Below are 24034 nucleotides of genomic sequence, written 5' to 3'. Positions count from 1 at the left end.
AAGACATTAAAATGTACTTCACTTCATCTGCACATCAGTACATAATCCGTATCTTTACCAATCCAAAAGTTTTTATTGAATAATGAGTGAAGATCTGCATCAAAACGATACACCAAACCCTAATGAAGAAAAACTACACACCGTTGCCTCACTCGATGGGTTATATGAAAATTGGTTTCTTGATTATGCATCCTATGTAATTCTCGACCGGGCTGTTCCCCATATCAACGATGGTTTAAAACCCGTACAACGCCGCATCCTGCATTCGTTGAAGGAAATGGACGACGGGCGTTTTAACAAAGCCGCCAATGTTATCGGTAACACTATGAAATATCACCCCCATGGTGACGCTTCTATTGGTGATGCCATGGTGCAGATTGGTCAAAAAAACCTGCTGATTGATTGCCAGGGAAACTGGGGCGACCCAGTAACCGGCGATTCGGCGGCGGCACCGCGTTATATTGAAGCGCGGTTATCAAAATTTGCGCTCGATGTTGTTTTTAACCCGGATACCACCGTTTGGCAGGCCAGCTATGATGGCCGTAATAAAGAGCCTATTACCCTGCCGGTAAAGTTCCCCTTGCTGCTTGCACAGGGAGCCGAAGGTATTGCGGTAGGTTTAGCTACCAAAATATTGCCGCATAACTTTATTGAACTGATTGACGCTTCCATAGCCGTATTAAAAGGCGAGCGCCCGAACCTGCTGCCTGATTTCCCTACAGGTGGCATGGCCGATGCTTCCTTATACAATGAAGGGCAGCGCGGTGGCAAGGTACGGGTAAGGGCTAAAATTGTTGAGCGCGATAAAAAAACACTTGCCATTACCGAAATACCATTTACTACTACTACCGGCAGTTTAATTGACAGCGTGATCTCGGCCAACGATAAAGGTAAGATCAAGATCAAAAAGATTGAAGATAATACGGCTAAGGATGTAGAGATCATTATTCACTTGGCTCCGGGCATCTCGCCCGATGTAACCATCGACGCTCTTTATGCCTTTACCGATTGCGAGGTATCCATATCACCAAACACCTGCGTAATACAGGATGATAAGCCGCGCTTCATGAGCGTGAACGATATGCTTACCGAAAGCACATTTTTCACCAAAGATTTGCTTAAACAGGAGTTAGAGATCAGGCTGAAAGATTTAATGGAGAAGATCTTCTTCAGTTCATTACTTAAGATCTTTATCCAGGAGGGGATGTATAAAAATCCTGAGTACGAAAACTCGGGCAATTTTGAGGTTGTGCTTGAAGTGCTGAACCGCTTGTTTGAGCCTTTCTTTCCTCAGTTTTATCGTACCATTCAGCCCGAAGATTATAAAAAGCTGATAGATAAACCTATGAGCAGCATCACCCGCTTTGACGTTAAAAAAGCGGATGAACAGATGAAGGCACTGGAAAATGAGATCAAACAGGTTAAACATGATCTGAAACATCTCACTGAGTATACCATTGCCTGGTTCCAGAAACTGAAAGACAAATACGGCAAAGGCCGGGAGCGTAAAACTGAATTGCGCACCTTTGATAAGGTTGAAGCTGCACAGGTAGCATTGGCTAATATCAAGCTATATGTTAACAGGGCCGACGGCTTTATTGGATCTGGCCTGAAGAAAGATGACTCGGTTGAATATGTCGGCGATTGCTCAGATATTGACGAGATCATTGTTTTCAGGGGGGACGGGCGTTGCATGATTACCAAGGTACAGGACAAGGTTTTTGTGGGTAAGGACATCATTCACGTTGCCGTGTTTAAAAAGAATGACGAACGCACCGTTTATAATATGATATATAAAGACGGCGAAAGTGGCATCAGTTATATCAAACGATTCTCCGTAGTGGGTGTAACCCGCGACAAGGAATATGACCTCACCAAAGGCACCAAAGGTTCAAAAGTATTATATTTTACTGCTAACCCTAACGGTGAGGCCGAGGTAGTGAATGTACAGCTTAAACCTCATTCAAAACTTAAAAAACTGCAGTTTGATGAGGACTTTGCTTCAATAGCTATTAAAGGCCGTGGTTCGATGGGGAATATCATTACCAAATATCCGGTAAAAAAGATCATCCTGAAAACCAAGGGGGTGTCAACGCTGGCTGGACGAAAGATCTGGTACGATGATATCCTGAAACGCCTGAACGCCGATGGCAGGGGTAAATACCTGGGAGAGTTTGATGGCGACGATCGTATTCTTACCGTGCTCAGCAACGGTGTTTACGAATTGAGCAGCTTTGATCTGAACAACCACTTTGATGATAAGATGGTACTGATCGAAAAGTACGATCCGCAGGCAGTGTTCTCGATCGTGCATATCGAAGGTAAATCCAAAAACTACCTTGTTAAACGTTTCTCTTTCGAAAACATAGCAATTGGTAAGCAGGTAGGCCTGATCAGTGAAGAAGCCGGATCAAAAATGGTATTGCTTGGCCATGCCGCGCCGGTAATAAACATGACGCACCTGAAAGGCAAGGATCAGACTGCGGAAACGCTTGAACTGAACTTAGCAGATGTTATCGATGTTAAAGGCATGAAAGCTATGGGGAACCGTCTTTCCCAACATCCTATAAAATCGGTTGAGCTGATAAGTGACGGCATTAACCAGGAAACTGAAGCTGCTGACACCAACACTAACGAAGAGGATACTTTGACATCAACGGATTCAAATGAAGACGAGCCGGTAGCATCACAGAAAGAAAGTTCAGATGAACCAACTGAACAATTGGAAGAACCACCCAAGCCGCCTAAAAAGATTGATTTTGAAATCACCAACCCCGATGATATCGACATAGATGATCAGGGACAATTAGGGCTGTTTTAACGCAAAGCCACCGGCAACAATAACCGGTGGCTTTTTTATTTACCTGCAGATCAATCCGGTTTAATGAATACTCAAACAATAGCAAAAAATTATTTTACGGCTATAAACACCCTTGTTTACAGCTGCTTTTTCGTTATTTTTGAATATTACCAAATCCTATATCATAAACAGACATGTACTTCGGCGGCGGCAACTATTATTATCTTATATTGGCATTAGAGGCATTTTGCATCATTCATAGCCTGCGGCGCGGTACCCAGCAAAAATGGCTTTGGATCCTTATAGTAATACCTGTATTCGGATGTTTGTATTATATCTACAGTGAGATCCTGTCTAATCGCGGCATCCGTGCACCTAAAATAAATGTTGAGGCGGTAATCAACCCCGGGGCCAAAATTAAACGTCTTGAAGATGAAGTCAGGTTTACTGATACATTTGCTAACCGTGTAAAATTGGCAGATGCCTACCTGGAGGCGGGCCTTATCGATAAAGCACTCGAAATATATAAAAACAGTCTCACCGGCGCCTTTGCCGAAAACGAGCATGTAATGGCGCAGCTCATTGTGGCTTACTTTGAAAAAGGCCAGTATAATGAGGTTATCCCGATTGCTAAAAAGCTGTATAAGCTACCACAATTTGCCCGCTCAAAAGCGCACATCCTGTATGCCAAATCGCTTGAGCTTACTTACCAGGAAGAGTTGGCCGAAAATGAATTTAAACTGATGAAAGGGCGTTACTCCTATTTTGAGCCCCGCTATGAATACGGTATGTTCCTTATCCGTGCCAGCCGCGATGACGATGCCTGGCAAATTTTCACCGATATGCTCAACGAGCAATCGCATCTAAGCCCTGTTGAACGCAAGAGCAACAAGGTATGGTTTGCGAAGGCTAAGGATGAGTTGAAGAAGTTATCGGCTGTGAGGAAAACGGCATGATAGGCCATTGAAAATATTTTATTCATTGCCGTTGACTTTAGTCAACGGTTAAAGGAAATAAATAATCGGGCTTTAGCCCAACTCTTCTCGCGACATTTGGCTAAAGCCCTTTGTTTTTTCATCATTATCCCGTTGACTAAAGTCAACGGCAATGAAATCTAACGATTAAGAATGGTATTTTTGTTTATTGATTACAAGTAAGATGAATGCAGCCTTCCCCCTACCGTCATCCCTAAGTCATACTGACAACCTGACACCATCGGGTTAAAAAATTGTTAAGCCGCAAAACGCAAATAACCTTTTGCTGACATTAAAACAGTTTAGCCTGTCAATACTTGCCATAATACCCGGTTGGCATAATTGATGTTGCATATCGGGCTGAAAAACTTAAATAAAAATAAACAGTTATAACTATGTCATTAAACATTAAACCGATCGGCGATAGGGTTGTAGTGGAAGCTGCAGCAGCCGAAGAGAAAACCGCTTCAGGTATCTTCATTCCTGATACTGCCAAAGAAAAACCTCAACGTGGAACCATCGTTGCAGTTGGACAGGGAAAAGTTGATGAGCCTTTAACCGTACAAGTTGGTGACCAGGTTTTATATGGTAAATATGCAGGTACTGAAATTACCTATGAAGGCAAAGAGTACTTAATTATGCGTGAATCAGACATATACGCGGTACTTTAACCAATTAGTGAATTAGTGAGTTATTGAATTAGTGAATTTATTCCTGTTCAAACCGCTGGTTTAAAATCAAAGAAATTAAAAAAATAGATTATTGAAAGCGAAATCAAATCACTCATTCGCTAATTCAATAATTAAATAATTAAAACATCATGGCAAAACAAGTTAAATACAATGTTGAAGCACGCGACGCCCTGAAACGCGGTGTTGATATCCTTGCTAACGCAGTAAAAGTAACCTTAGGTCCTAAAGGTCGTAACGTAATCATCGACAAAAAATTTGGCTCACCAGCCATCACTAAAGACGGTGTTACTGTTGCTAAAGAAATTGAATTAAAAGACGCCCTTGAAAACATGGGTGCTCAAATGGTTAAAGAAGTAGCTTCAAAAACTGCCGATATTGCAGGTGATGGTACTACTACTGCTACTGTTTTAGCTCAGGCTATTGTAACTGCAGGTATTAAAAACGTGGCTGCCGGTGCAAACCCAATGGATTTGAAACGCGGTATCGATAAAGCGGTTGCAGCAGTTGTTGAAAACCTGAAAACCCAGTCACAAACTGTTGGTGAAGACAACAACAAAATCAAACAAGTTGCTTCTATCTCTGCAAATAACGACGAGGTTATCGGTTCGTTAATTGCTGAAGCAATGGAAAAAGTTGGTAAAGACGGCGTTATCACTGTTGAAGAAGCAAAAGGCACTGAAACTGAAGTTAAAACTGTAGAAGGTATGCAGTTTGACCGTGGTTACCTTTCTCCTTACTTCGTAACCAATGCTGACAAAATGGAAGCTGAACTGGAAAATCCTTACATCCTGATCTACGATAAGAAGATCTCTTCGATGAAGGAATTGCTTCCTATCCTTGAAAAACAAGTACAAACCGGCAAACCATTATTGATCATTGCTGAAGATCTTGACGGTGAAGCTTTAGCTACTTTAGTAGTTAACAAAATCCGTGGTTCACTGAAAGTTGCTGCTGTTAAAGCTCCAGGTTTCGGCGACCGTCGTAAAGCTATGTTAGAGGATATCGCTATCCTTACTGGTGGTACTTTGATCTCTGAAGAAAGAGGTTACAAATTAGAAAACGCTGATCTTAGCTACTTAGGTACTGCTGAGAAAATCGTTATCGACAAAGATAATACTACTATCATCAATGGTGCTGGTTCTGCAGAAGAGATCAAAGGCCGCGTAAGCCAGATCAAATCACAAATTGAATCAACAACTTCTGATTACGACCGCGAAAAATTACAAGAGCGCTTAGCCAAATTATCTGGCGGTGTTGCTGTACTTTACGTAGGTGCTGCTACCGAAGTTGAAATGAAAGAGAAAAAAGACCGTGTTGACGATGCTTTACACGCTACACGTGCCGCTGTTGAAGAAGGTATCGTAGCTGGTGGTGGTGTTGCCTTCATCCGTGCGGTTGCCTCTTTAGCTGACCTTAAAGGCGATAACGAAGACGAAAACACTGGTATCCAGATCATCCGTCGCGCTATCGAAGAGCCTCTACGTCAGATCTGCGAAAACGCTGGTATCGAAGGTTCAATCGTTGTGCAAAAAGTTAAAGAAGGCACTGCCGACTTTGGTTACAATGCACGTACCGATAAATACGAAAACCTGATTTCTGCCGGTGTTATCGACCCAACTAAAGTAGGTCGTGTAGCTTTAGAAAACGCAGCTTCAATTGCAGCAATGTTATTAACAACTGAAGTTGTATTGGCTGATGATCCTGAAGATGCTCCAGCTGGCCCACCAATGGGTGGCGGTGGCATGGGCGGCATGATGTAAGAGCCCAAAGCCCCTTAAGGGGGTTTGTATAGAAACTCATATACTTTCAAAACCCTGTATGCAAAAGCATACAGGGTTTTATGCTTTAAAAGAGGCTTTTATAGTCATCCTAAGGTAAAGCAACAGTCATTAATCAATCATTAATTAAATTTCACTCCCCCAGGGTGTAGTAATACGTAATTGTTGCATAACAAATCTGATACAGCACTAATCAGGCACAGGATTTGAACAATGCAGGTCATGAAACGTCTATCTCAAAAAACAAAACAGATACAAAGCACCCTGGTTGACTGGATGTTGTTTAAGGGCCCCGAGCTCTTCGTATCTCTGTACAGTTAACAGATAATTATTAACTTTGCGCCCAGTTATGAAACTGGACGAATTTTACACACAGTTCCACCATTGGCTTATTACCCGCGGCCCCAATTATGTAGGTGGACTAATCATATTTTTTATTGGTTTATGGTTTATTAAGTTTTTACGTGCAAGACTTCGCATGCGCATGATGAAACGCGGCATCCATTCGTCACTGCAGCCATTTTTCTTAAGCCTAACCATTACAGCTTTATATGTTTTACTCATTATTTGGGTAATGAACATCATAGGGCTGGAGATGAGTATATTCACTACCATCATCGGCGCATTTTCGGTAGCGGCCGGTTTGGCCCTATCGGGTACCTTTCAAAATTTTGCAGGTGGCGTACTGATACTGTTGTTAAAACCTTTTGAAATAGACGACAGTATTGTTGCCCAGGGTCAGGACGGCCGCGTGGTATCTATACAAATGTTTTATACCGTACTTATTACTGCTGATAACAAAACTGTCATTATCCCCAACGGAAAACTGTTTAACGAGGTTATTGTAAACATAACCCGCGAAGGCCGCCGCCGCCTTGACTTTGAAATGCGTGTAGGCTATAACAACGATATGGAAAAGGTCAAAACCATCATGACAGCTGTGGTAGACGCCAATAAGGATATCCTGCACGACCCAGCCGCACGGGTGGGCGTTATTAGTCTGGATAGTGACAGCGTAAGGTTTACCATTAATGTTTGGGTTGATCCGGCCAATTTCCTCAATGCTAAAATAAACCTTCAGGAACAAATGCTTAAAGAGCTTGCCGCGGGTGGCGTTAATTTCCCTAAACCAGGATTTTGATAAGCAGCAGGAAACCGGGAATCAAAGGCCCTTCAAAACGCTAATTCTTTCAAGAAGGTGGAGCGGATCATCAATAATGCCTTCGGCTATTAAAAATCAGTAAACATTATAACACATAAAGCTTGCTTGTTAAAGCAGGCTTTTTTTATCTTAGGGAAATCAAACCCTTGAAAAAATATGAGTTTTAAAACCCAGCTCAGTTCAATTTTTATTGATGAAAATAATATTCCTCCCGAATTTCAGATTGAAGAAGTACACCAGCGCGAATACCTGAGCGGTGGCGAAATGAAACCATGGAACGGCGAAGTAAGTGAAGTTTACTCACCTGTTGGTTTTTGGGCAGAGGACGGTACTTTTACCCGGAAGCTGATAGGCACGTACCCGGTTTGCACCGAAAAAGAAGCTTTTGAAGCCTTGGATGCCGCGCTTGAAGCCTATGACAATGGCCGCGGTGAATGGCCCACCATGAGCATTGCCGACCGTATTAAATGTATGGAGCGCTTTATTTACAAAATGAGCGAACAACGTACCCTGGTGGTAAAACTGCTGATGTGGGAAATAGGTAAATCATACGCTGATTCGGCTAAAGAATTTGACCGTACCATTGAATACATCAATGCCACCATCGACGCGTTAAAAGATATCGACCGCCAGTCGTCACGCTTTGAAATGGCCGAGGGGCTGGTGGCCCAGATCCGTCGTTCGCCTCTGGGTGTAGTGCTTTGCATGGGGCCGTTTAATTACCCGTTAAACGAAACTTTCACTACGTTGATTCCCGCGCTGATCATGGGGAACACCATTTTATTTAAACCGCCTAAACACGGTACACTGCTGCATTATCCATTGCTAAAAGCCTTCCAGGAATCATTCCCTAAAGGAGTGGTGAACACCATTTATGGCAGGGGCGCAGTGGTAACACCCGGGCTGATGTCATCGGGCAAGGTGAATGTGCTGGCTTTCATTGGCTCAAGCAAAGTAGCAAATGATTTGAAAAAGCGTCACCCTAAAATTAATCGCTTAAGAGCTGTTTTAAGTCTGGACGCCAAGAACGCAGCCATAGTCACCAAACATGCCGACCTGCAGCAGGCTGTAAGCGAGTGTATTTTAGGCTCGCTGTCATTTAATGGCCAGCGTTGTACCGCTATTAAAGTGATATTTGTACATAAAGCCGTTGCCGATGAGTTTTTAAAGCTATTAAGCGAAGCCGTTGCCAAACTTAAATTCGGACTGCCTTGGGAAAAGGATGTAAAACTTACCCCGCTCCCCGAACCTCATAAACCGGCTTACCTGACCGATATTGTAAATGACGCCGTAGCTAACGGCGCAAAAGTGATTAACGAAAACGGAGGTGAAACATCGGCTTCGTTCTTTTTCCCGGCCATAGTTTACCCGGTTAATGAAAACATGAAACTGTACCGCGAAGAACAATTTGGACCGGTGATCCCAGTGATTCCGTTTGAAGATATTGAGGAGCCGATCACTTACCAAATAGATTCGCCACATGGTATGCAGGTGAGTATTTTCAGTAATGATGCGAGGGAAATTTCGTCACTGATCGATCCCTTTGTGAATTTAGTAAGCCGTGTAAACATTAACAGTCAGTGCCAGCGCGGTCCGGATGTATTTCCGTTCACCGGGCGCAAGGACAGTGCCGAGGGTACACTTTCGGTACATGATGCCTTAAGGTCGTTCTCAATCCGCTCATTAGTTACCACTAAAATGACCGAAACCAACAAAAACATCATCAATGAAATTGTAAATGACAATGATTCCAATTTCCTGAGCACGAAGTTTATATTGTAGGGAACCGTTAGGACGTCATGAGGAGCAGCCCCAGGACAACCCTAAAAAAAGGGCGTTAATATGCTTATACTTGACAATTAACAACTTACAGTCATTGCAACTATAAGACACGAAGCAATCCCGATTTACAGTCGCCCTGTATGATTTGGATTTGCTTCGTGTCTGTTTTTAACATACTAAAAGGTGACCATATAACGGCCAACCACATCGTTACCGTGCTACCCTACCATATCTTCACCCGTTTATCCGGATCTATCCACATTTTATCACCTTTCTTAATATGAAAGGCTTCGTAAAATTCAGGCACATCGGTAAACGGCCCGTTAACACGCATAAAACCGGGTGCATGTTCATTGGTTAGGATCTGGCTCGAAAGTGATTCTTTCCTGTCTTGCGTAAGCCAGCCTAATGAGTATCCTAAAAAATAACGCTGTAAGGGTGTTAACCCGTTAATGAGTTTACCCTCTCTATATTGCTGTGTTTTTTTGAACGCGTCAAGACCTATTACTATTCCGCCGAGATCGGCAATATTTTCCCCCTGAGTGGCTTTGCCATTTACATGCAAACCATAAATGCTGTAACCATTAAACTGGTCGATAAGCATTTTGGCACGCTGACTAAATTTTACCGAATCCTGCGGTTTCCACCAGGCTTTAAGGTTTCCGGCAGCATCAAACTGCCTGCCCTGGTCATCAAAACCGTGGGTCATTTCATGGCCAATAGTTGAAGCGGCAGCATAACCGTAAATGACGGCATCATCAATATTCTCATCCTTGTAGCCGGGAATGGTAAAAATGCCGGCAGGCAATACAATCTCGTTGTTTGATGGGTTATAGTAAGCATTATAGGTTTGAGGCGTGATGTCCCATTCAGTACGGTCGACAGGTTTGCCTAATTTAGCCGCGCTGAAATTATGCCACCACTCGTTTGCCCGTAATACGTTGAGGGCGTAAGGGCCCCGGTTAATTTCCAGAGTTGAAAAATCCTTCCATTTATCCGGGTAACCAACTTTAGGGACAACTTTTGATAATTTGTAGTAAGCTTTCTCCTTGGTTTCGGGGCTCATCCAATCCAGCTTTTCAATATGCTCTTTAAAGCTGGCGCGCATTTCTTCAACCAATTTCACATAGCGCTCTTTTGTTTTCTCGGGGAAATATTCTTTTACGAAGATTTGTCCTAATACCTCGCCCATCAAACCGTTTTCAGTATCCAACACCCTTTTCCAGCGTGGAAGTTGGGCCGTACTGCCATAAATCACCTTATCATAAAACCGAAACACCTCGTGATCAAACGGTTTGCTCAGGTATGGCCCAAAAGCAGTGACCAAGCTCTTGCGCAGGTAATTCTTCCAGTCATCTATAGTAAAAGTTTTTAGTGCTTTATTAAGCGCCCTGTAATATTCAGGCTGTCCTACAATTACGGTATCCGCATTTTTGTAGTCCATCTTTTCAAAAGTGGGTTTCCAGTCAATATCCGGGGCCAGCTTGCTCAGCGCGGCAAGTGGCATTTTGTTATAGTTATGATAAGGATCGCGCAGGTCCTCCAGTTTCCGGCTGCTATCAGCCAGGAAAGTTTCCAGCGAATAAGTTTTCTCAGCGGCCGCAGCGGCCCTATCAGCAGGCAGGCCTGCCAGTTTAAATATGACGGGCAGGTAATTATTTTGATAGTCGGTACGGATGGCTACGCTATGCGCATCTTTATTAAAGTAGTAATCGCGGTTAGGCATACCAATGCCCGATTGGTATAAACCCAAAGCCATCTTTGCACTGTTCTTAGCATCCTGCCCAACATAAGCGCCGATAGGCTGTGTAACGCCAATCCTTTGTAAGTGTGCGAACTCCTCAACCAGGCTTTTGATATCCGTTATCCGGTCAATTTTATCCAGTTCATCTTTCAGTGGTGCAAGCCCCTGTTTTTCGATGTTAACGGTGTCCATCCCGCTGAAATAAAAATCACCTATTTTTTGGGTGTTGTTGCCCTTTGGGGCATTAGCTTTAAGCGCATCCTCGTTGATTTTTTTCATCTTGTCGCGCAACTCTTCCTGCACAACATTGCCGATGCCCCAGGCAGCGTACGCCGCCGGAATAGGATTTTTGCGAAGCCAGGTTCCGTTGGCATATTTAAAGAAGTCATCGCCCGGTTTTACGGTGGTATCCATATTATGGATCACTGGGTCGCCGGCTTCGTAAGCTTTTGTTTTGTCGGTTTGGCTACAGGCACTAAGTAAGGTGCCAAGCGCGGCGGCAACTATGGATAAGGATTGGGTTTTTCTGTTCATTTTTTAGGTGTGTGTATGAATTAAAATACAACAACTGTATGGTAAAATAGAATTTAGGACAGCTTATTTTTTAAAATATGATAATTTATTATATCTCCTGGAAAAAACCTGCTAAGGAAACGTTAAAATAATAACAAATTTTACGAAGTGTTTCCAACCTGATATCAATAATACCAGATTCGAGCCGGGCAATATTTATGTGCGTTTCGTTAAAAAACTTCTCCTGGGTAACCTGATTTTGCTTGCGTAAAGTTTTAATCTGTAAGGCAACTTTGCGTTTAAATGCGCTATTAGTGTCGTTAAGGTATTCAAAATCAGTTAAAAGCATGACTGGATCGGCTAATGTGATACATTGTATTTTTTGTGCAAGCTAAATATAAAATAACACCATTACATTTTATATACAGATATTATTCTTTTATAAAAATGAGCAACTAACGTTTAAACATGAAATATTAATGCCACAATTTTATAATTATGGCAAAGGATTTGTATACAGATATTCGCCCTGTATCATCTGTGAAAAAATAAAAGATTTAGTAACATCTACCTGTGAAAAATTAAATTGAATTCTCAGACGCCCAAGTTGAGATTTTTTGTTCTTTGTTTTGGGTTTAATCAATAGTTTAAATTAATTAGGGGAAAGGGAGCTTCAAAAAAAGCTCTCTTTTTTTTGTATGTAAAAATTACTATGCATGCATAGTAATTTTTATATATTTATGCTTTTAATTATACCATGTATTTTGAACTGACCGAAGAACAAAAAATGATTCGCCAGGCTGCGCGTGATTTTGCGCAAACAGAATTGAAGCCAGGTGTTATTGAACGCGACGAACAGCAAAAATTCCCTGCTGCCCAGGTTAAGAAACTTGGTGAACTGGGTTTCCTGGGCATGATGGTATCTCCGCAATATGGCGGCGCTGGCATGGATGCCATATCATATGTGCTGGTGATGGAGGAACTTTCAAAGATTGACGCATCCACATCAGTAATTGTTTCAGTGAATAATTCGCTGGTATGCTATGGATTGGAGAAATATGGCAGCGAAGAACAGAAGCAAAAATATCTGGTACCGCTGGCCAAAGGCGAATGCATTGGCGCGTTCTGTCTTTCGGAGCCGGAAGCCGGCTCTGATGCTACATCACAAACCACTACAGCAATTGATATGGGCGATCATTACCTGCTTAATGGTACTAAGAACTGGATCACCAGCGGAGGCAGCGCATCTACCTATATCGTAATTGCACAAACTGATGCCGAAAAAAAACACCATGGTATCAACGCTTTTATTGTTGAAAAAGGAATGCCGGGCTTTACTGTTGGCCCTAAAGAGAACAAGATGGGCATCCGCGGCTCGGATACCCACTCGCTGATGTTTGCCGATGTTAAAGTGCCTAAAGAGAACCGCATTGGCGAAGACGGCTTTGGGTTTAAGTTTGCCATGAACGTACTGGATGGCGGCCGTATAGGTATTGCTTCGCAGGCTTTAGGTATTGCTTCAGGTGCTTACGAACTTGTAGTGCAATACGCTAAGGAGCGCAAAACTTTTGGTAAATCGCTTGCCGACCACCAGGCTATCCAATTTAAGCTGGCCGATATGGCTACTGAAATTGAGGCAGCCCGTTTGATGTGCCTTAAAGCAGCGTGGTTTAAAGATCATGGAAAACCCTATGCCCAGGCATCCTCAATGGCAAAACTGTATGCATCTGAAGTAGCTATGCGCACCACCACCGAAGCGGTGCAGATTCATGGCGGGTACGGTTATGTGAAAGAATATCACGTTGAACGCCTGATGCGGGATGCCAAAATAACTCAGATCTATGAAGGAACATCTGAAATTCAAAGAATTGTCATTTCGCGCGGATTGTTGAAATAACGGCGCTGTTTTTATACCTTTGAAAGTATATAGATTAAGTAGACTATATATATTTAAGTATGACTTTCAAAAATATTATAGCCGGTATTTGCGGATTACTATTTCTGCAAACCGGCTTTGCTCAAACCAAACTAAAAACAGGTGTGTGGCGCGGTGCGCTTAAAACTAAATCAGGCACCGAAATCCCTTTTAATTTCGAGGTCAACAATAGCGGGAGCAAACAACAATTAGCTATCATTAACGGTGCCGAGCATTTCAAGGTAACAGATGTTGCTACCAAAGGCGATTCTGTTTTTATCCATATGCCGCTGTTCAATTCAGAATTTAAGCTGAAACTTAACGGAGATAGCCTTAACGGCAACTGGGTAAGGCACCTGGCGGATAATGATCTCCTTGTTCCGTTCAGCGCCAGGCCTAATACTTCATGGCGCTTTTTTAAGAATACTGAACAACCGGCGTTTAATATCGGAGGCCGCTGGTCGGCAGTGTTTGGTGAGGGCGAGGGCCGCGATACCACCGTTGGCGAGTTTAAGCAGGACGGTAATAAACTTACAGGTACTTTCTTAACCACCACCGGTGATTACCGTTATTTAGAAGGCTCGGTAAGTGGTAATAAACTTTACCTCTCTACTTTCGACGGCGGTCATGCCTATACTTTTACTGCTACTATCGGCAATGATAAAGCCATTACCGACGGTAAATTTTACGCCGGATATTCGGCAGTTCAATCCTGGACCGCTGTAAAGGATGAAAACGCCAAACTTCCAGATGCATATTCACTCACTTCATTAAAACCGGGGTATAAAAAAATAGCTTTCAGCTTTAAGGACCTTGATGGCAAAACTGTTTCGCTTGAGGATGCCAGGTTCAGAAACAAAGTGGTAATTGTGCAGATATTGGGCTCATGGTGCCCAAACTGCATGGACGAAACTGCTTATATGGTCAACTACTATAACAAATATCACGATAAAGGTGTTGAGGTAATTGGCCTGGCTTATGAACGCACCACCGATTTTGAAAAATCAAAGAAAGCGCTGCAGCAAGTAAAAGACAGGTTTAAAGTACCTTACTCATTGTTGGTGACCGGCTATACCAGCGATAAAAAACAAACCGCTCAAAGCCTGCCTATGTTATCCAAAGTGGTTGGTTTCCCTACCACCATTATTATCGATAAAAACGGCGACGTACAAAAAATCCATACTGGTTTTAGTGGTCCGGGAACGGGGGAGCATTATACAGAGTTTATCAACGAGTTTGAGAAGCTGACTGATGATCTAATACAAGCTCCTCCAGCCCCCTAAAGGAAGTGCTTGTATGCACGCACGCTTTTCAAAAGAAGATTTTAAACAAAAAAAGCATTGCTGTCGGCAATGCTTTTTTTGTTTATGCTTAAAAAGGGGCTTGAAGGTAGTCACCCTTTTAATGGGCAGGAGGGGCGACCTCAACGCCAAAGTACGCTTCCAACTCATTTAACGTTGATGAGCTGGTTGCAATATCTTTAATGATCACGCCTTTTTCCATCAGCAGAATCCGGTCGCATACATCGGTAATGTGGTTAAGATCATGGCTGGATACTATGGTAGTTACACCTTTATTCCTGTTCAGATCTTTCAGCAGATTTTTAAGCCTAAACTGGGTGCTTGGGTCGATATTGGCAAAGGGCTCGTCCAGCATCAGCAATTGAGGTTCCTGCAACAGGCAGGCCGCTACACCAACTTTGCATTGGTTACCTTTTGACAGGTCGCGGATGTACTTCCCTTTCTTCAGGATCTCGCCATTAAAAAAATCGGTCAGGCCAACCAACACCTCGTCAACATATGTGCGGTTATGACTATGTAGCCCTCCTATAAAATAAAAATACTCTTCAGGTGTAAGGTAATCTATCAGGAAACCTTCGTCGAGATAAGCAGCGGTGTAATCTTTCCACTTCTCATGACCAGCTACAGTTTCATCGTTGGATAAAATCTCGCCGCTTTCGGCGCGAATGAGGTCGAGCACCATCCGGAATAGTGTGGTTTTACCTGCGCCGTTATTACCTACAAGGCCAACGCTTTCGCCTTTGTTAATTTGCAGGGCGGGTACATCCACAACGGTAATCCCGTTATAAACCTTTTTTAAATTTCTTACTTCAATCATAGAATTATTTATTTCTGAAGCCTTCGGCAACGGTGTAACGTTTTTGTATAAAATCCTCTTCCAGTTTTTTAACCCAAAAATCGCGGGTTAAGATGAATATGATCCCGGTACCAGCCAGCATGGCCAGGCCGACGTCGGCGTGTTTGAACAGTGAGAAGGGAAGATAAATGATATACGGCGTTATCATCAAGGGAAACGAAATAAGCATTTGCGTTGCCCCCACCCCTTCCCAATTAAACGACGCGCCTTTTGACAGATCTATCCGTTTGGCATTGCGGTTAGCAAAAAACAGCACAATGGTTGTGTTGACGCCGATGTTCCACAGGTACATTACAAAATGTACCAAAACAATGCGCCAGCCAAAATAAGCATAAGGCGTAGTCAATATAAAAGCCACGGTTGATACCATAGTAAATAGCAGGTATTTTGCCTTTAAAAAATCGCGGAAATTGATCTTGCTTACCAACAGGCCATCAAAATGAGCGCCTTGCCAGCTATACATGAACTGCCCATAACTGATAATAAAAATACCCGTCATAAACATGCCCACAAAAATGTGCCAGGTTTGTCCGTAATGGCTGTTGGTATAAAATATGAGCCCGTAAAACATAAAGAACAACCCCATAACCAATGCCGATCGTGGCCGCTTATTACGGAAGATCAGTTTCAGCTCGTTTGCGGCAAGGTCGCCAACCTTACCAAACCTGTTTAACAGCGGAAACTCCGTACTGCTTTTATAAGCCGATGCCTTGCGCGAACTCAGCTCTTCGAGGTACAGGTTTTGTTTTAAGTAGGCAAAATTGATGTAATACATGGTTGCAGCAAGCACAACAGGCAATAATACCAATACCGGTTTACTGAGCAAATGGCCGAAATACAGATAGGAAATATTACGCACCGAATACAGATGAAACCTGAAATCGCCGGTAATAATAAGGATGAGAGCCGCTGCGAAAACCAGGAAGACCCAGCCATTAAGATTGGCCTTACGTTTAATAAACAAGGCCATGTAATTATTGAAAAGCATGAAGCCGATAATAGCCAATATAAAAACGAGCGCAGGCAAAGCACCCGAATCGGTAAGGATCACTTTTAAAATAAAAGGTACAAAAAGTATAATGGGCCACAGGTTAAAAACCGAAAGCATGGCCGTAAAGGCCAGATAGCCGACCACCGTATTCCTTTTTATAGGTAAATGAAGATATGGTTGCACTCTTAACGTAGGCAGTTCCTGCAATTGCATGCGCATCATGAGGTCAAACAAAAAATAAAGCAGGATGATACCGCAAAAAGAAACCACTATGTCATCATGCGGAAAAACCTGCCCCAAAATTTCATTCAAAAACAAACCGGCAAGCAAGATACATCCAAAAAGATAAAGGATAAGTAAGGCCATTACCACACGGATAGCAATACTTTTACCTGTATTTTTTGACCGCCAGAAAGCTTTAAGTTCGTGCCCGAGAAAGGTAGTGATCATAAGTATAGACAGTTAAGAGTTAAGGTATAGGTTTTATATAAAAGCAAAATGCATAAAGCCTAAAGCTATAAATTAATTAATATTGGTCAAATCATTATATGATATTAATTAACAGGCTCTATAACGCGAAACTTAAGTTAGTATTTATACCTGTCGCCCCAAAGTTTTCTTAACTTTTCTTTTGATTCGTTTTCGCGCGCATTGTTACCGGGGTCGTAAATTTTTGTTCCGCGGATAGCATCCGGCAGAAAATCAAGATCGGTAAAATTACCTTCGTAGCTATGGGCATATTTGTAATCCTTGCCGTAGCCAATGTTTTTCATGAATTTGGTTGGGGCGTTACGTAAGTGCAGCGGCACCGGTAAATCGCCGGTTTGACGCACCAATGCTATGGCCGCACCAATAGCCGTAGTGGCCGAATTACTTTTGGGCGATGTTGCCAGGTAAATAGCCGTCTGCGATAATATCAGTTGCGATTCGGGCATGCCTATTTTATTTACAGCCTCAAAGCAACTTTGCGCAAGTAGTAATGCGTTTGGGTTGGCGTTGCCAATATCTTCGGACGCCAGGATCAGCATGCGCCGGGCTATGAAAAGCGGGTCTTCGCCGCCAACTATCATGCGCGCCAGCCAGTAAACAGCACCGTTAGGATCAGAGCCCCGCATGGATTTGATAAAGGCCGAAATGATATCATAGTGCTGCTCGCCGGTTTTATCATATAGTGCCATGTTTTGCTGTACGTGCTCCAGCACAACTTCATCGGTCAGTACTATCTCAGGCGTGTCAAAAGCGTTTACCAGCAGCTCGAAAATATTGAGCAGCTTCCGGGCATCGCCTCCCGAAAGGCGCAGCAAAGCCTCATGATCTTTGATGGTGATGTTTTTACCCTGCAAAACCACATCCTCTTTCATCGCCTTGTTCAGGAGGTCGATGAGATCAGTCTCAGACAGCGGCTGTAAAATATAAACCTGGCAACGCGACAGCAAAGCCGAGATCACTTCGAAAGATGGGTTTTCGGTAGTAGCGCCTATTAACGTAACAATGCCCCGCTCTACAGCGCCTAACAATGAATCCTGTTGCGATTTGGAAAAACGATGAATTTCATCAATAAATAATATCGGCAGTACCTCGCCCTGTTTTTTTAACAGTGATGCCTTTTCTATCACCTCCCTTACATCTTTCACGCCCGAATTAATAGCACTCAAAGCGAAAAACGGACGAAACAATGATTGCGAAATAATATAAGCCAAAGTAGTTTTACCCACACCCGGCGGCCCCCAAAATATCATCGACGGCAATGAACCCGACTCGATAGCTTTACGCAGCACTGCTCCCGGCCCAACAAGATGTTTTTGCCCAACATAATCATCAAGCGATTTGGGACGCATACGTTCGGCTAATGGCGGGAGGTTGTTCATAAAAGTAAAATTCAGAAAAGAAAACGCTAAATCCTAAAAAAATTAGTAAAATAGTGTTTGTGCTTACGCAGGGTTTTCAACATCCCCTCTTGAGAGGGGGCGGGGAAGAAGGAGCGGTGGCAGGGGTGTGTTTCTGCGGTAGACTTATCAAAAGCAGAAACACACCCCTCCCCCCTCTCGAGAGGGGAATCGCACGACCCTCCCGCTTTTTGACGACTATTCTCAAACAGGAGCCAAATGTAATTATCTCAATCCTGTGTAATGGGTTCATGATGTGCGTGGCAGGCTTCTGCGCAATCAATACAGGCTTTGGCACATTCCTGGCAATGATCGTGCTGATGTTTACTGCACTCCGCAGCGCAAAGACGGCAGATCTCCTCGCATAAAACCAGGTATTGGTGGGCAATAACTGAATCTCTTTGCAATAGGCGGGCTCCCTGGACACATATGTCAGCACAGTCCCGGTCAAGACTAATGCAGTTGGCCATCATTTTAACATCCTCTTCGTGCAGGCATGCAGTAGCACAATGTTCGCAAGCTAAAGCGCAATCCAATAGTTTTTGAATAATGGCGCGGTGATCATGATTTTGCATAATGGTAAATTTTAAGTTTTACTTAATATACTACCCGCCGCAGTTAAAAAAGGTTTGCATTAATTTGAAATGCTATATTATACAAACAAAAAGGCTGTCTCCAATTACGGAAACAGCCTTTATAATATATATTGAATTTTTATTAATTACTGTTGGTTCGGGTTTTGATCGCTGTCGTTATTTTCAGGATCATCAGATGGGGTGCCTACAATTTTGTAAGCTTTATTGCCGTCATCCTGAGTTTCCTGGTAGTAATAACCATCAGGAGATACAAACAGCTTTTCACCATTGATCTTGATCTTGCGGCAATCCGGTGGCAATTGAGTTACAACGTCACCAATTTGCGGGCCCTGGTCAACACTGCTGCCATCGCCGTTGCCCTGATCGGTAGTTAATTGGCCATCTTTACCTGCAATCACGTAAACAGTTGAGCCGTCATCTTTGGTGTATGGCTGGTAGTAAACACCATTTAACTCGTAGTACTGTTCGCCATTGATCATGATAGATTCAGCACCTGAAGGCAGGGTTTTAATCTCGGCCCCTATTGGCGGTTCAACAACGGTATACTGGTCATTGTATTGACGATAGTACAAACCATCGCTGTAAAAATATTGGTAATCGCCCCACCAGAAAGGATAGTAACCATATGGTAAGAAACCTATGCTAAAACCTAACCGCGGATAATAGAATGAATTATAGTAGTTACGGTATGGATAATAGTAGTGGTTGCCAAAATACCCCCCGCGGCCACCGTAATGGTAAGTACCAGGATAAACCCTGCGACCACCATATGCGTATGAACCGCCTCTGTAATAAGTACCGCGACCGCCGTTATAAACGCGCCTGTCTACAGTAGTATAGCTGCGGTTACCATTGTATACGGTACGACCGGCGCTACCATAGCTACGCTGGGGTGCTACAGATGTGCCATTTGGCCTTACTGCGTAATCACGACCACCATAACTGCGTTGTTGAGGAGTGCCATAGCTGCTGCGCGAATCGGTGCCGTAGCTACGCTGCGGCGCTGCTATTGAGGTACGTGTGCTACCATTAAATGAAGTTGAGGGGCGGGAAAAACTACCACCAGAAGGACGGGAAAAACTACCGCCTCCGCCACCACCGCCTGACGGTCTTGAACCACCGCCTCCTCCGCCACCGCCGCCACGAGAACCGCCGCCACGTTGTGCATCAGCATTGAATGCCAGGGATAAGCTCAATAAGCCCCCTAATGCAATTGTTAATAGATTTTTATATGTCCTTTTCATGATGAAAGATTTTTTAACAGATCAGCATGGTATTTTTTGCTGATATAAATTTATAGACTATTAAATGTTTAAACGGTTTAACGCGTTTTTAATTATTTTTCACTCAAAAAGCGAACCAATACCATCAATACGTACCGGTTATTGTTTTCGCTACGCTATATCCTCGGCAATAAACAAAAAAGGTTGCTCAAACTGAAGGGTAAAAAAACCATCATGGGTGGTTTTATACCTGTTATTGCCTGTAGTTTCAAGCCCGCTTATTTGTAAGCCCGACGGATGCGAAAGTACTTCAATGAACTCACCTGCGGGTTTCCACTTACTGAAGCCCGAATTAACCGGGTAGATCTTTTGCCGTTCCCTAAAAATCACCAGGTTTATTTTATCAGCATAAAACAAAAAATCTTTCAGGTCCAGCACATCGGTAATTACATTAACCGCCGGGTAATTATGCGTTACCAGGTATTTTAAAGCTGCGCCTGCCGCATTGTCGCCTCCCGAAGGCATCACCTTCACGTCCGACTGCAAATCACCCGAATCACCATCACTTATTATCCAGTCGATTTTAATACCCGATGCGTCCAGCTTTTCGGCGGTGCCGGTAGTGCAGATCACAGTCGGGCTCCACTCCAGCAACTGCCCCAGCATTTCCTCCTCAAAAGTATCCATACTTAAAACCAGTAAAGCCGGCTCCTGTTTTTCGCGAACAATATGATGTGATGACATTGCTAATGTAGATGGAACAGATGAATATTAAATGAAAATATAAAGATGAGGTTTTTATTGATTGCTGAAACCAAATCAAAGTTTTATGACGGTAGAATAATATAAAAAGGTCACCTTTTTATTTGCAGGGTATTAATGATAAATAAACCTCATCATGAAAACAAAAATTTTATTGTCAGTGCCTTTATTATTTACCGGCTGCATCACGGATTATTACGACCGGCGTTTATCTGTTATTAATAAATCGTCGGTTCACGTTGCTGTAGAGATAGTTAACGATACAACTGTGCGAACAGAAAATGGCATTCCATATTATCAATCGCATGTGGTAGCACCTAATGACACCTCTTTTATAACAAAGTCGGGAAAAAATGCCTGGCTTGAGTATATTAATAAAGGGAAAACCAAAACTCTGTACGCTTATTTTTTTGACATCGATAGCTTAAATAAATATCAAAAGGGAGGTGCCGATATGAGTTATTTGCTTGGAAATAAAAGGTATTTAAAAAGACTCGATTATACGCTTGATGAATTAAAAAAGGTCGATTGGCAGATCAAATACCGATAGGATCTGAATCAATACATCTTCCTGTAAAACTCCTTCAACTTCTCAGCCGGGTCTGCAGCCAAATTAATGGCCGACGATATTGCAATACCATCTATGCCCGTTTGAAGCAAGGGCTCAACATCATCCGGTTGGATGCCGCCTGCTGCTATCACCGGGATATTGATGCCCAGTTTCTCCAGTTCACGATACCCATTAAAACCAAGCACCTTATGTAGGCTGGACACATCATTTAATACGGATGCAAAAGGCCCGTAAGTGCAATAATCAACCACTCCGGTGTCTTGTAATTTCAATAATTCATCAGCACCTCCGGCTGATACACCAAGAGTTTTATCCGGGCCGATAATCTTGCGGATACTGGCCGGATCGGCATCACTATTATCTATATGCACACCCTGCGCATCAACCCGTTCAATCAGGTCATAATGGTTGGCAATGACGAGGGTTGCGCCCCAGTCGTCACAAATTTCGGCTATCTCGTTTATTTCATCAATCAGCTCATCTTCGGGCTTGGTAAGGCAACGGTATTGTATCCAGTTTGCACCCGCGCCGCAAGCCATCTGCACCTGTTGTACGTGGCTAAAACCAGGCAGGTCATGTGTAAGATAATGAAATTTAGAAATGTATTTTTTCATTTTATAAATCCGAATTCGGTCAAGCCCTAAAGTCGGAAAGTTTTTAATTATTAACCGAAAAGTCCGAAAGTTTTGTATTGTAAACTTTCGGACTTACCTGACTTCAGACTTAGTTTTTCAGTGCTTCGCTGATAGTTTTACCTACACAGCCATCAGGGGCCTGGATATGCAGTAGCGATGCTACAGTAGCCGAAATATCTGTCATATGTGTTTGGCGGGTCAAACTACCATGCTTAATGCCCCAGCCCATAAATACCAATGGGATATGCGAATCATAAGGGTTCCATGTACCGTGGGTGGTACCGGTTGGGCCGCGATCATTAGTGCCATGACCGGTATACCATGCCGGTTTCAGGATGATCTGGATAACACCGCTGTGTTCGGCATTGTAACCGTTAATGATCATGCTGCGCAAATCGTCAGGGATATTAGCTGTCTGTACTTTTTGCAGATCGATTGCATAGGCAATGCCTGGTTGTTTCTTCAGGTATTCGATACAGTCTAACTTTATAGCCTCTTCGTTAATGCCTGCTTTTGCAAGGGCCGCGTTGTTAAAATTAACCTGATAATTATCCATACTGATGATCAGGTTATCCACTTTGTATTTATCGCTGATCATCGTGTTCATTTCTTTTGCAGCTTTTCCCTCATCCCAAACACCTGCCAGGATGTTATGATCTTTCAAGAAGTTAGGGTTGTGGGCAGCGCCATGGTCAGCACTCAGGAAAACCGAATAATTGCCTTTACCTACAGTTGCATCTAAATAATTGAAAAACGCGGCCAGGTCCTGGTCAAGCCTTAAATAAGTATCTTCAACCTCAACCGAGTTAGGGCCAAACTGGTGACCAACATAATCTGTTGATGAAAGGCTCACGGCTAAAAAGTCGGTTACGGTATTTTTACCCAATTTTTCGCCCTCAATAGCAGCTTTAGCCAGGTCGAGCGTCATGGTGTTGCCGAACGGAGTAGAACGGATCATGCCAATATGGCCCTTATAAAGTTCGGATGTTTTGACCGGTAAGGTTGGTGTAGCGGCACCGGCAAATTTACCTTCATAACGATCGCTGTTATCGGGTGCGCTTTGTACATACGTATTAATAGGATATAACGGGTTCCAGTCCTGCTTTAGGTATTTTTCAGCAATCTTTTGATTGTTAAAAGTTTTAACCCAGGCAGGCAGGTCATTCATATAATAAGTACTGGTAATCCAGTTACCACTGGCATCATCAAACCAGTAGGCAGCGTTGGCTGAGTGCCCCGCAGGCAGGATGCCGCCGCGGTCTTTCAATGCTATACCGATAACTTTTGAGCGAAAGTTTGTAGCCAGTCTCAACTCATCAGTAATTGTGCTAACCAGCAAGTTGCGGGGCGACATTTGCCCTGCTTTTGAAGTGCTGCCAACAGCTACAACAGTGCTGTCGTCCGTACAGTACATGGATTTGCCCGTAGCCTGGATAATAAAATCATTACCCACTATACCGTGAATAGCGGGGATCGAACCTGTATAGATACAGGTATGGCCGGCAGCCGTTACCGTTGGGATATAATCGATATTGGTATTCTCGCAGGTGAAGCCTTCATTAAGCATGCGCTTAAAACCACCGGTTTGGTAACGGTCATAATAGCGGTACAGGTAATCCCAGCGCATTTGGTCAACCACCAAACCCACAACTAATTTTGGGCGTGGAATTGATGCAGATGCCGGGGCAGCCGTTGTAGTTTTCTTTTTTTGGGCCGATACCGAAACGGTAGCGAAGGACAGGGAAATAAGCAGCAGATGTTTAAACTTCATCGCGAAAAAAGATTTTTGATTTCGCCAAATATCAGCAAAGCATTTAAAATGCAATGTGATGCTTTTGTTAATTATAGGGGAT

General features: G+C 43.2%; 19 protein-coding genes. 9 read left to right on the top strand and 10 right to left on the bottom strand.

Going from position 1 to position 24034, the window contains the following annotated elements:
• Positions 1-82 precede the first annotated feature (82 nt).
• The 6 genes from ACP26M_RS24470 to ACP26M_RS24445 all read left to right on the top strand — a co-directional run bounded on the left by ACP26M_RS24470 (position 83) and on the right by ACP26M_RS24445 (position 9188).
• Entirely contained in the window at positions 83-2821 is a 2739-nt protein-coding gene (locus ACP26M_RS24470; protein WP_426584047.1) for a DNA gyrase/topoisomerase IV subunit A, read from the top strand.
• 173 nt (positions 2822-2994) lie between these two features.
• Entirely contained in the window at positions 2995-3756 is a 762-nt protein-coding gene (locus ACP26M_RS24465; protein ID WP_426584045.1) for a PLDc N-terminal domain-containing protein, read from the top strand.
• Positions 3757-4169: 413 nt separating this feature from the next.
• The gene (gene groES / locus ACP26M_RS24460) at positions 4170-4445 is read left to right on the top strand and encodes a co-chaperone GroES (RefSeq protein ID WP_090530466.1); all 276 of its coding nucleotides are present in this window, start codon (positions 4170-4172) and stop codon (positions 4443-4445) included.
• Positions 4446-4594: 149 nt separating this feature from the next.
• A complete protein-coding gene (gene groL / locus ACP26M_RS24455) occupies positions 4595-6226 on the top strand; it encodes a chaperonin GroEL (RefSeq protein WP_426584042.1) in 1632 nt (543 codons plus the stop codon).
• A gap of 367 nt (positions 6227-6593) precedes the next feature.
• Positions 6594-7385, top strand: a complete 792-nt coding sequence (locus ACP26M_RS24450; protein WP_426584040.1) for a mechanosensitive ion channel family protein — start codon at positions 6594-6596, stop codon at positions 7383-7385.
• A 177-nt stretch (positions 7386-7562) separates the two neighbouring features.
• Positions 7563-9188: an NADP-dependent glyceraldehyde-3-phosphate dehydrogenase gene (locus ACP26M_RS24445; RefSeq protein WP_426584038.1), complete on the top strand. Its 1626-nt coding sequence runs from the start codon at positions 7563-7565 to the stop codon at positions 9186-9188.
• Positions 9189-9411: 223 nt separating this feature from the next.
• On the opposite strand, the gene ACP26M_RS24440 is transcribed toward ACP26M_RS24445, so the two are convergent.
• Together ACP26M_RS24440 and ACP26M_RS24435 are read right to left on the bottom strand one after the other, a co-directional pair.
• Positions 9412-11466, bottom strand: a complete 2055-nt coding sequence (locus ACP26M_RS24440; RefSeq protein ID WP_426584036.1) for a M13 family metallopeptidase — start codon at positions 11464-11466, stop codon at positions 9412-9414.
• Positions 11467-11554: 88 nt separating this feature from the next.
• The gene (locus tag ACP26M_RS24435; RefSeq protein ID WP_090530481.1) at positions 11555-11794 is read right to left on the bottom strand and encodes a helix-turn-helix domain-containing protein; all 240 of its coding nucleotides are present in this window, start codon (positions 11792-11794) and stop codon (positions 11555-11557) included.
• A gap of 408 nt (positions 11795-12202) precedes the next feature.
• Between ACP26M_RS24435 and ACP26M_RS24430 the strand changes: the two genes are divergently transcribed.
• Together ACP26M_RS24430 and ACP26M_RS24425 are read left to right on the top strand one after the other, a co-directional pair.
• On the top strand, positions 12203-13342 hold the full coding sequence (locus tag ACP26M_RS24430; protein ID WP_426584034.1) for an acyl-CoA dehydrogenase: 1140 nt from the start codon (positions 12203-12205) through the stop codon (positions 13340-13342).
• A gap of 59 nt (positions 13343-13401) precedes the next feature.
• Positions 13402-14643, top strand: coding sequence for a peroxiredoxin family protein (locus tag ACP26M_RS24425; RefSeq protein WP_188834368.1), 1242 nt, complete (start codon positions 13402-13404; stop codon positions 14641-14643).
• A gap of 118 nt (positions 14644-14761) precedes the next feature.
• Here ACP26M_RS24425 and ACP26M_RS24420 read toward each other — a convergent pair whose 3' ends face one another.
• The 6 genes from ACP26M_RS24420 to ACP26M_RS24395 form a co-directional block, all read right to left on the bottom strand.
• A complete protein-coding gene (locus tag ACP26M_RS24420; protein WP_188834367.1) occupies positions 14762-15478 on the bottom strand; it encodes an ABC transporter ATP-binding protein in 717 nt (238 codons plus the stop codon).
• Positions 15479-15482: 4 nt separating this feature from the next.
• Positions 15483-16958: a DUF5687 family protein gene (locus tag ACP26M_RS24415; RefSeq protein WP_426584031.1), complete on the bottom strand. Its 1476-nt coding sequence runs from the start codon at positions 16956-16958 to the stop codon at positions 15483-15485.
• 137 nt (positions 16959-17095) lie between these two features.
• Positions 17096-18376 (bottom strand): replication-associated recombination protein A, encoded by a 1281-nt coding sequence (locus tag ACP26M_RS24410; RefSeq protein WP_188834365.1) that lies wholly within the window; start codon positions 18374-18376, stop codon positions 17096-17098.
• Between the two features lie 248 nt (positions 18377-18624).
• Complete coding sequence (locus tag ACP26M_RS24405) at positions 18625-18969, bottom strand: four-helix bundle copper-binding protein (RefSeq protein ID WP_426584029.1); 345 nt, start codon at positions 18967-18969, stop codon at positions 18625-18627.
• Between the two features lie 146 nt (positions 18970-19115).
• A complete protein-coding gene (locus ACP26M_RS24400; RefSeq protein ID WP_426584027.1) occupies positions 19116-20234 on the bottom strand; it encodes a DUF6515 family protein in 1119 nt (372 codons plus the stop codon).
• Between the two features lie 150 nt (positions 20235-20384).
• On the bottom strand, positions 20385-20957 hold the full coding sequence (locus ACP26M_RS24395) for a thiamine diphosphokinase (RefSeq protein WP_426584025.1): 573 nt from the start codon (positions 20955-20957) through the stop codon (positions 20385-20387).
• Between the two features lie 154 nt (positions 20958-21111).
• On the opposite strand from ACP26M_RS24395, the gene ACP26M_RS24390 reads away from it, so the two are divergent.
• Entirely contained in the window at positions 21112-21525 is a 414-nt protein-coding gene (locus tag ACP26M_RS24390) for a hypothetical protein (RefSeq protein WP_373615192.1), read from the top strand.
• Positions 21526-21533: 8 nt separating this feature from the next.
• On the opposite strand, the gene ACP26M_RS24385 is transcribed toward ACP26M_RS24390, so the two are convergent.
• Positions 21534-22160, bottom strand: a complete 627-nt coding sequence (locus ACP26M_RS24385) for a thiamine phosphate synthase (RefSeq protein WP_426584022.1) — start codon at positions 22158-22160, stop codon at positions 21534-21536.
• Between the two features lie 109 nt (positions 22161-22269).
• Entirely contained in the window at positions 22270-23952 is a 1683-nt protein-coding gene (pafA, locus tag ACP26M_RS24380; protein ID WP_426584020.1) for an alkaline phosphatase PafA, read from the bottom strand.
• Between the last annotated feature and the right edge of the window lie 82 nt (positions 23953-24034).

Source organism: Mucilaginibacter sp. R-33 (genome assembly GCF_049949235.1).
Classification (GTDB): domain Bacteria; phylum Bacteroidota; class Bacteroidia; order Sphingobacteriales; family Sphingobacteriaceae; genus Mucilaginibacter.
The sequence above is the reverse complement of the archived record's forward strand: the minus strand, read 5'-3'. Positions and strand labels throughout refer to the sequence as shown.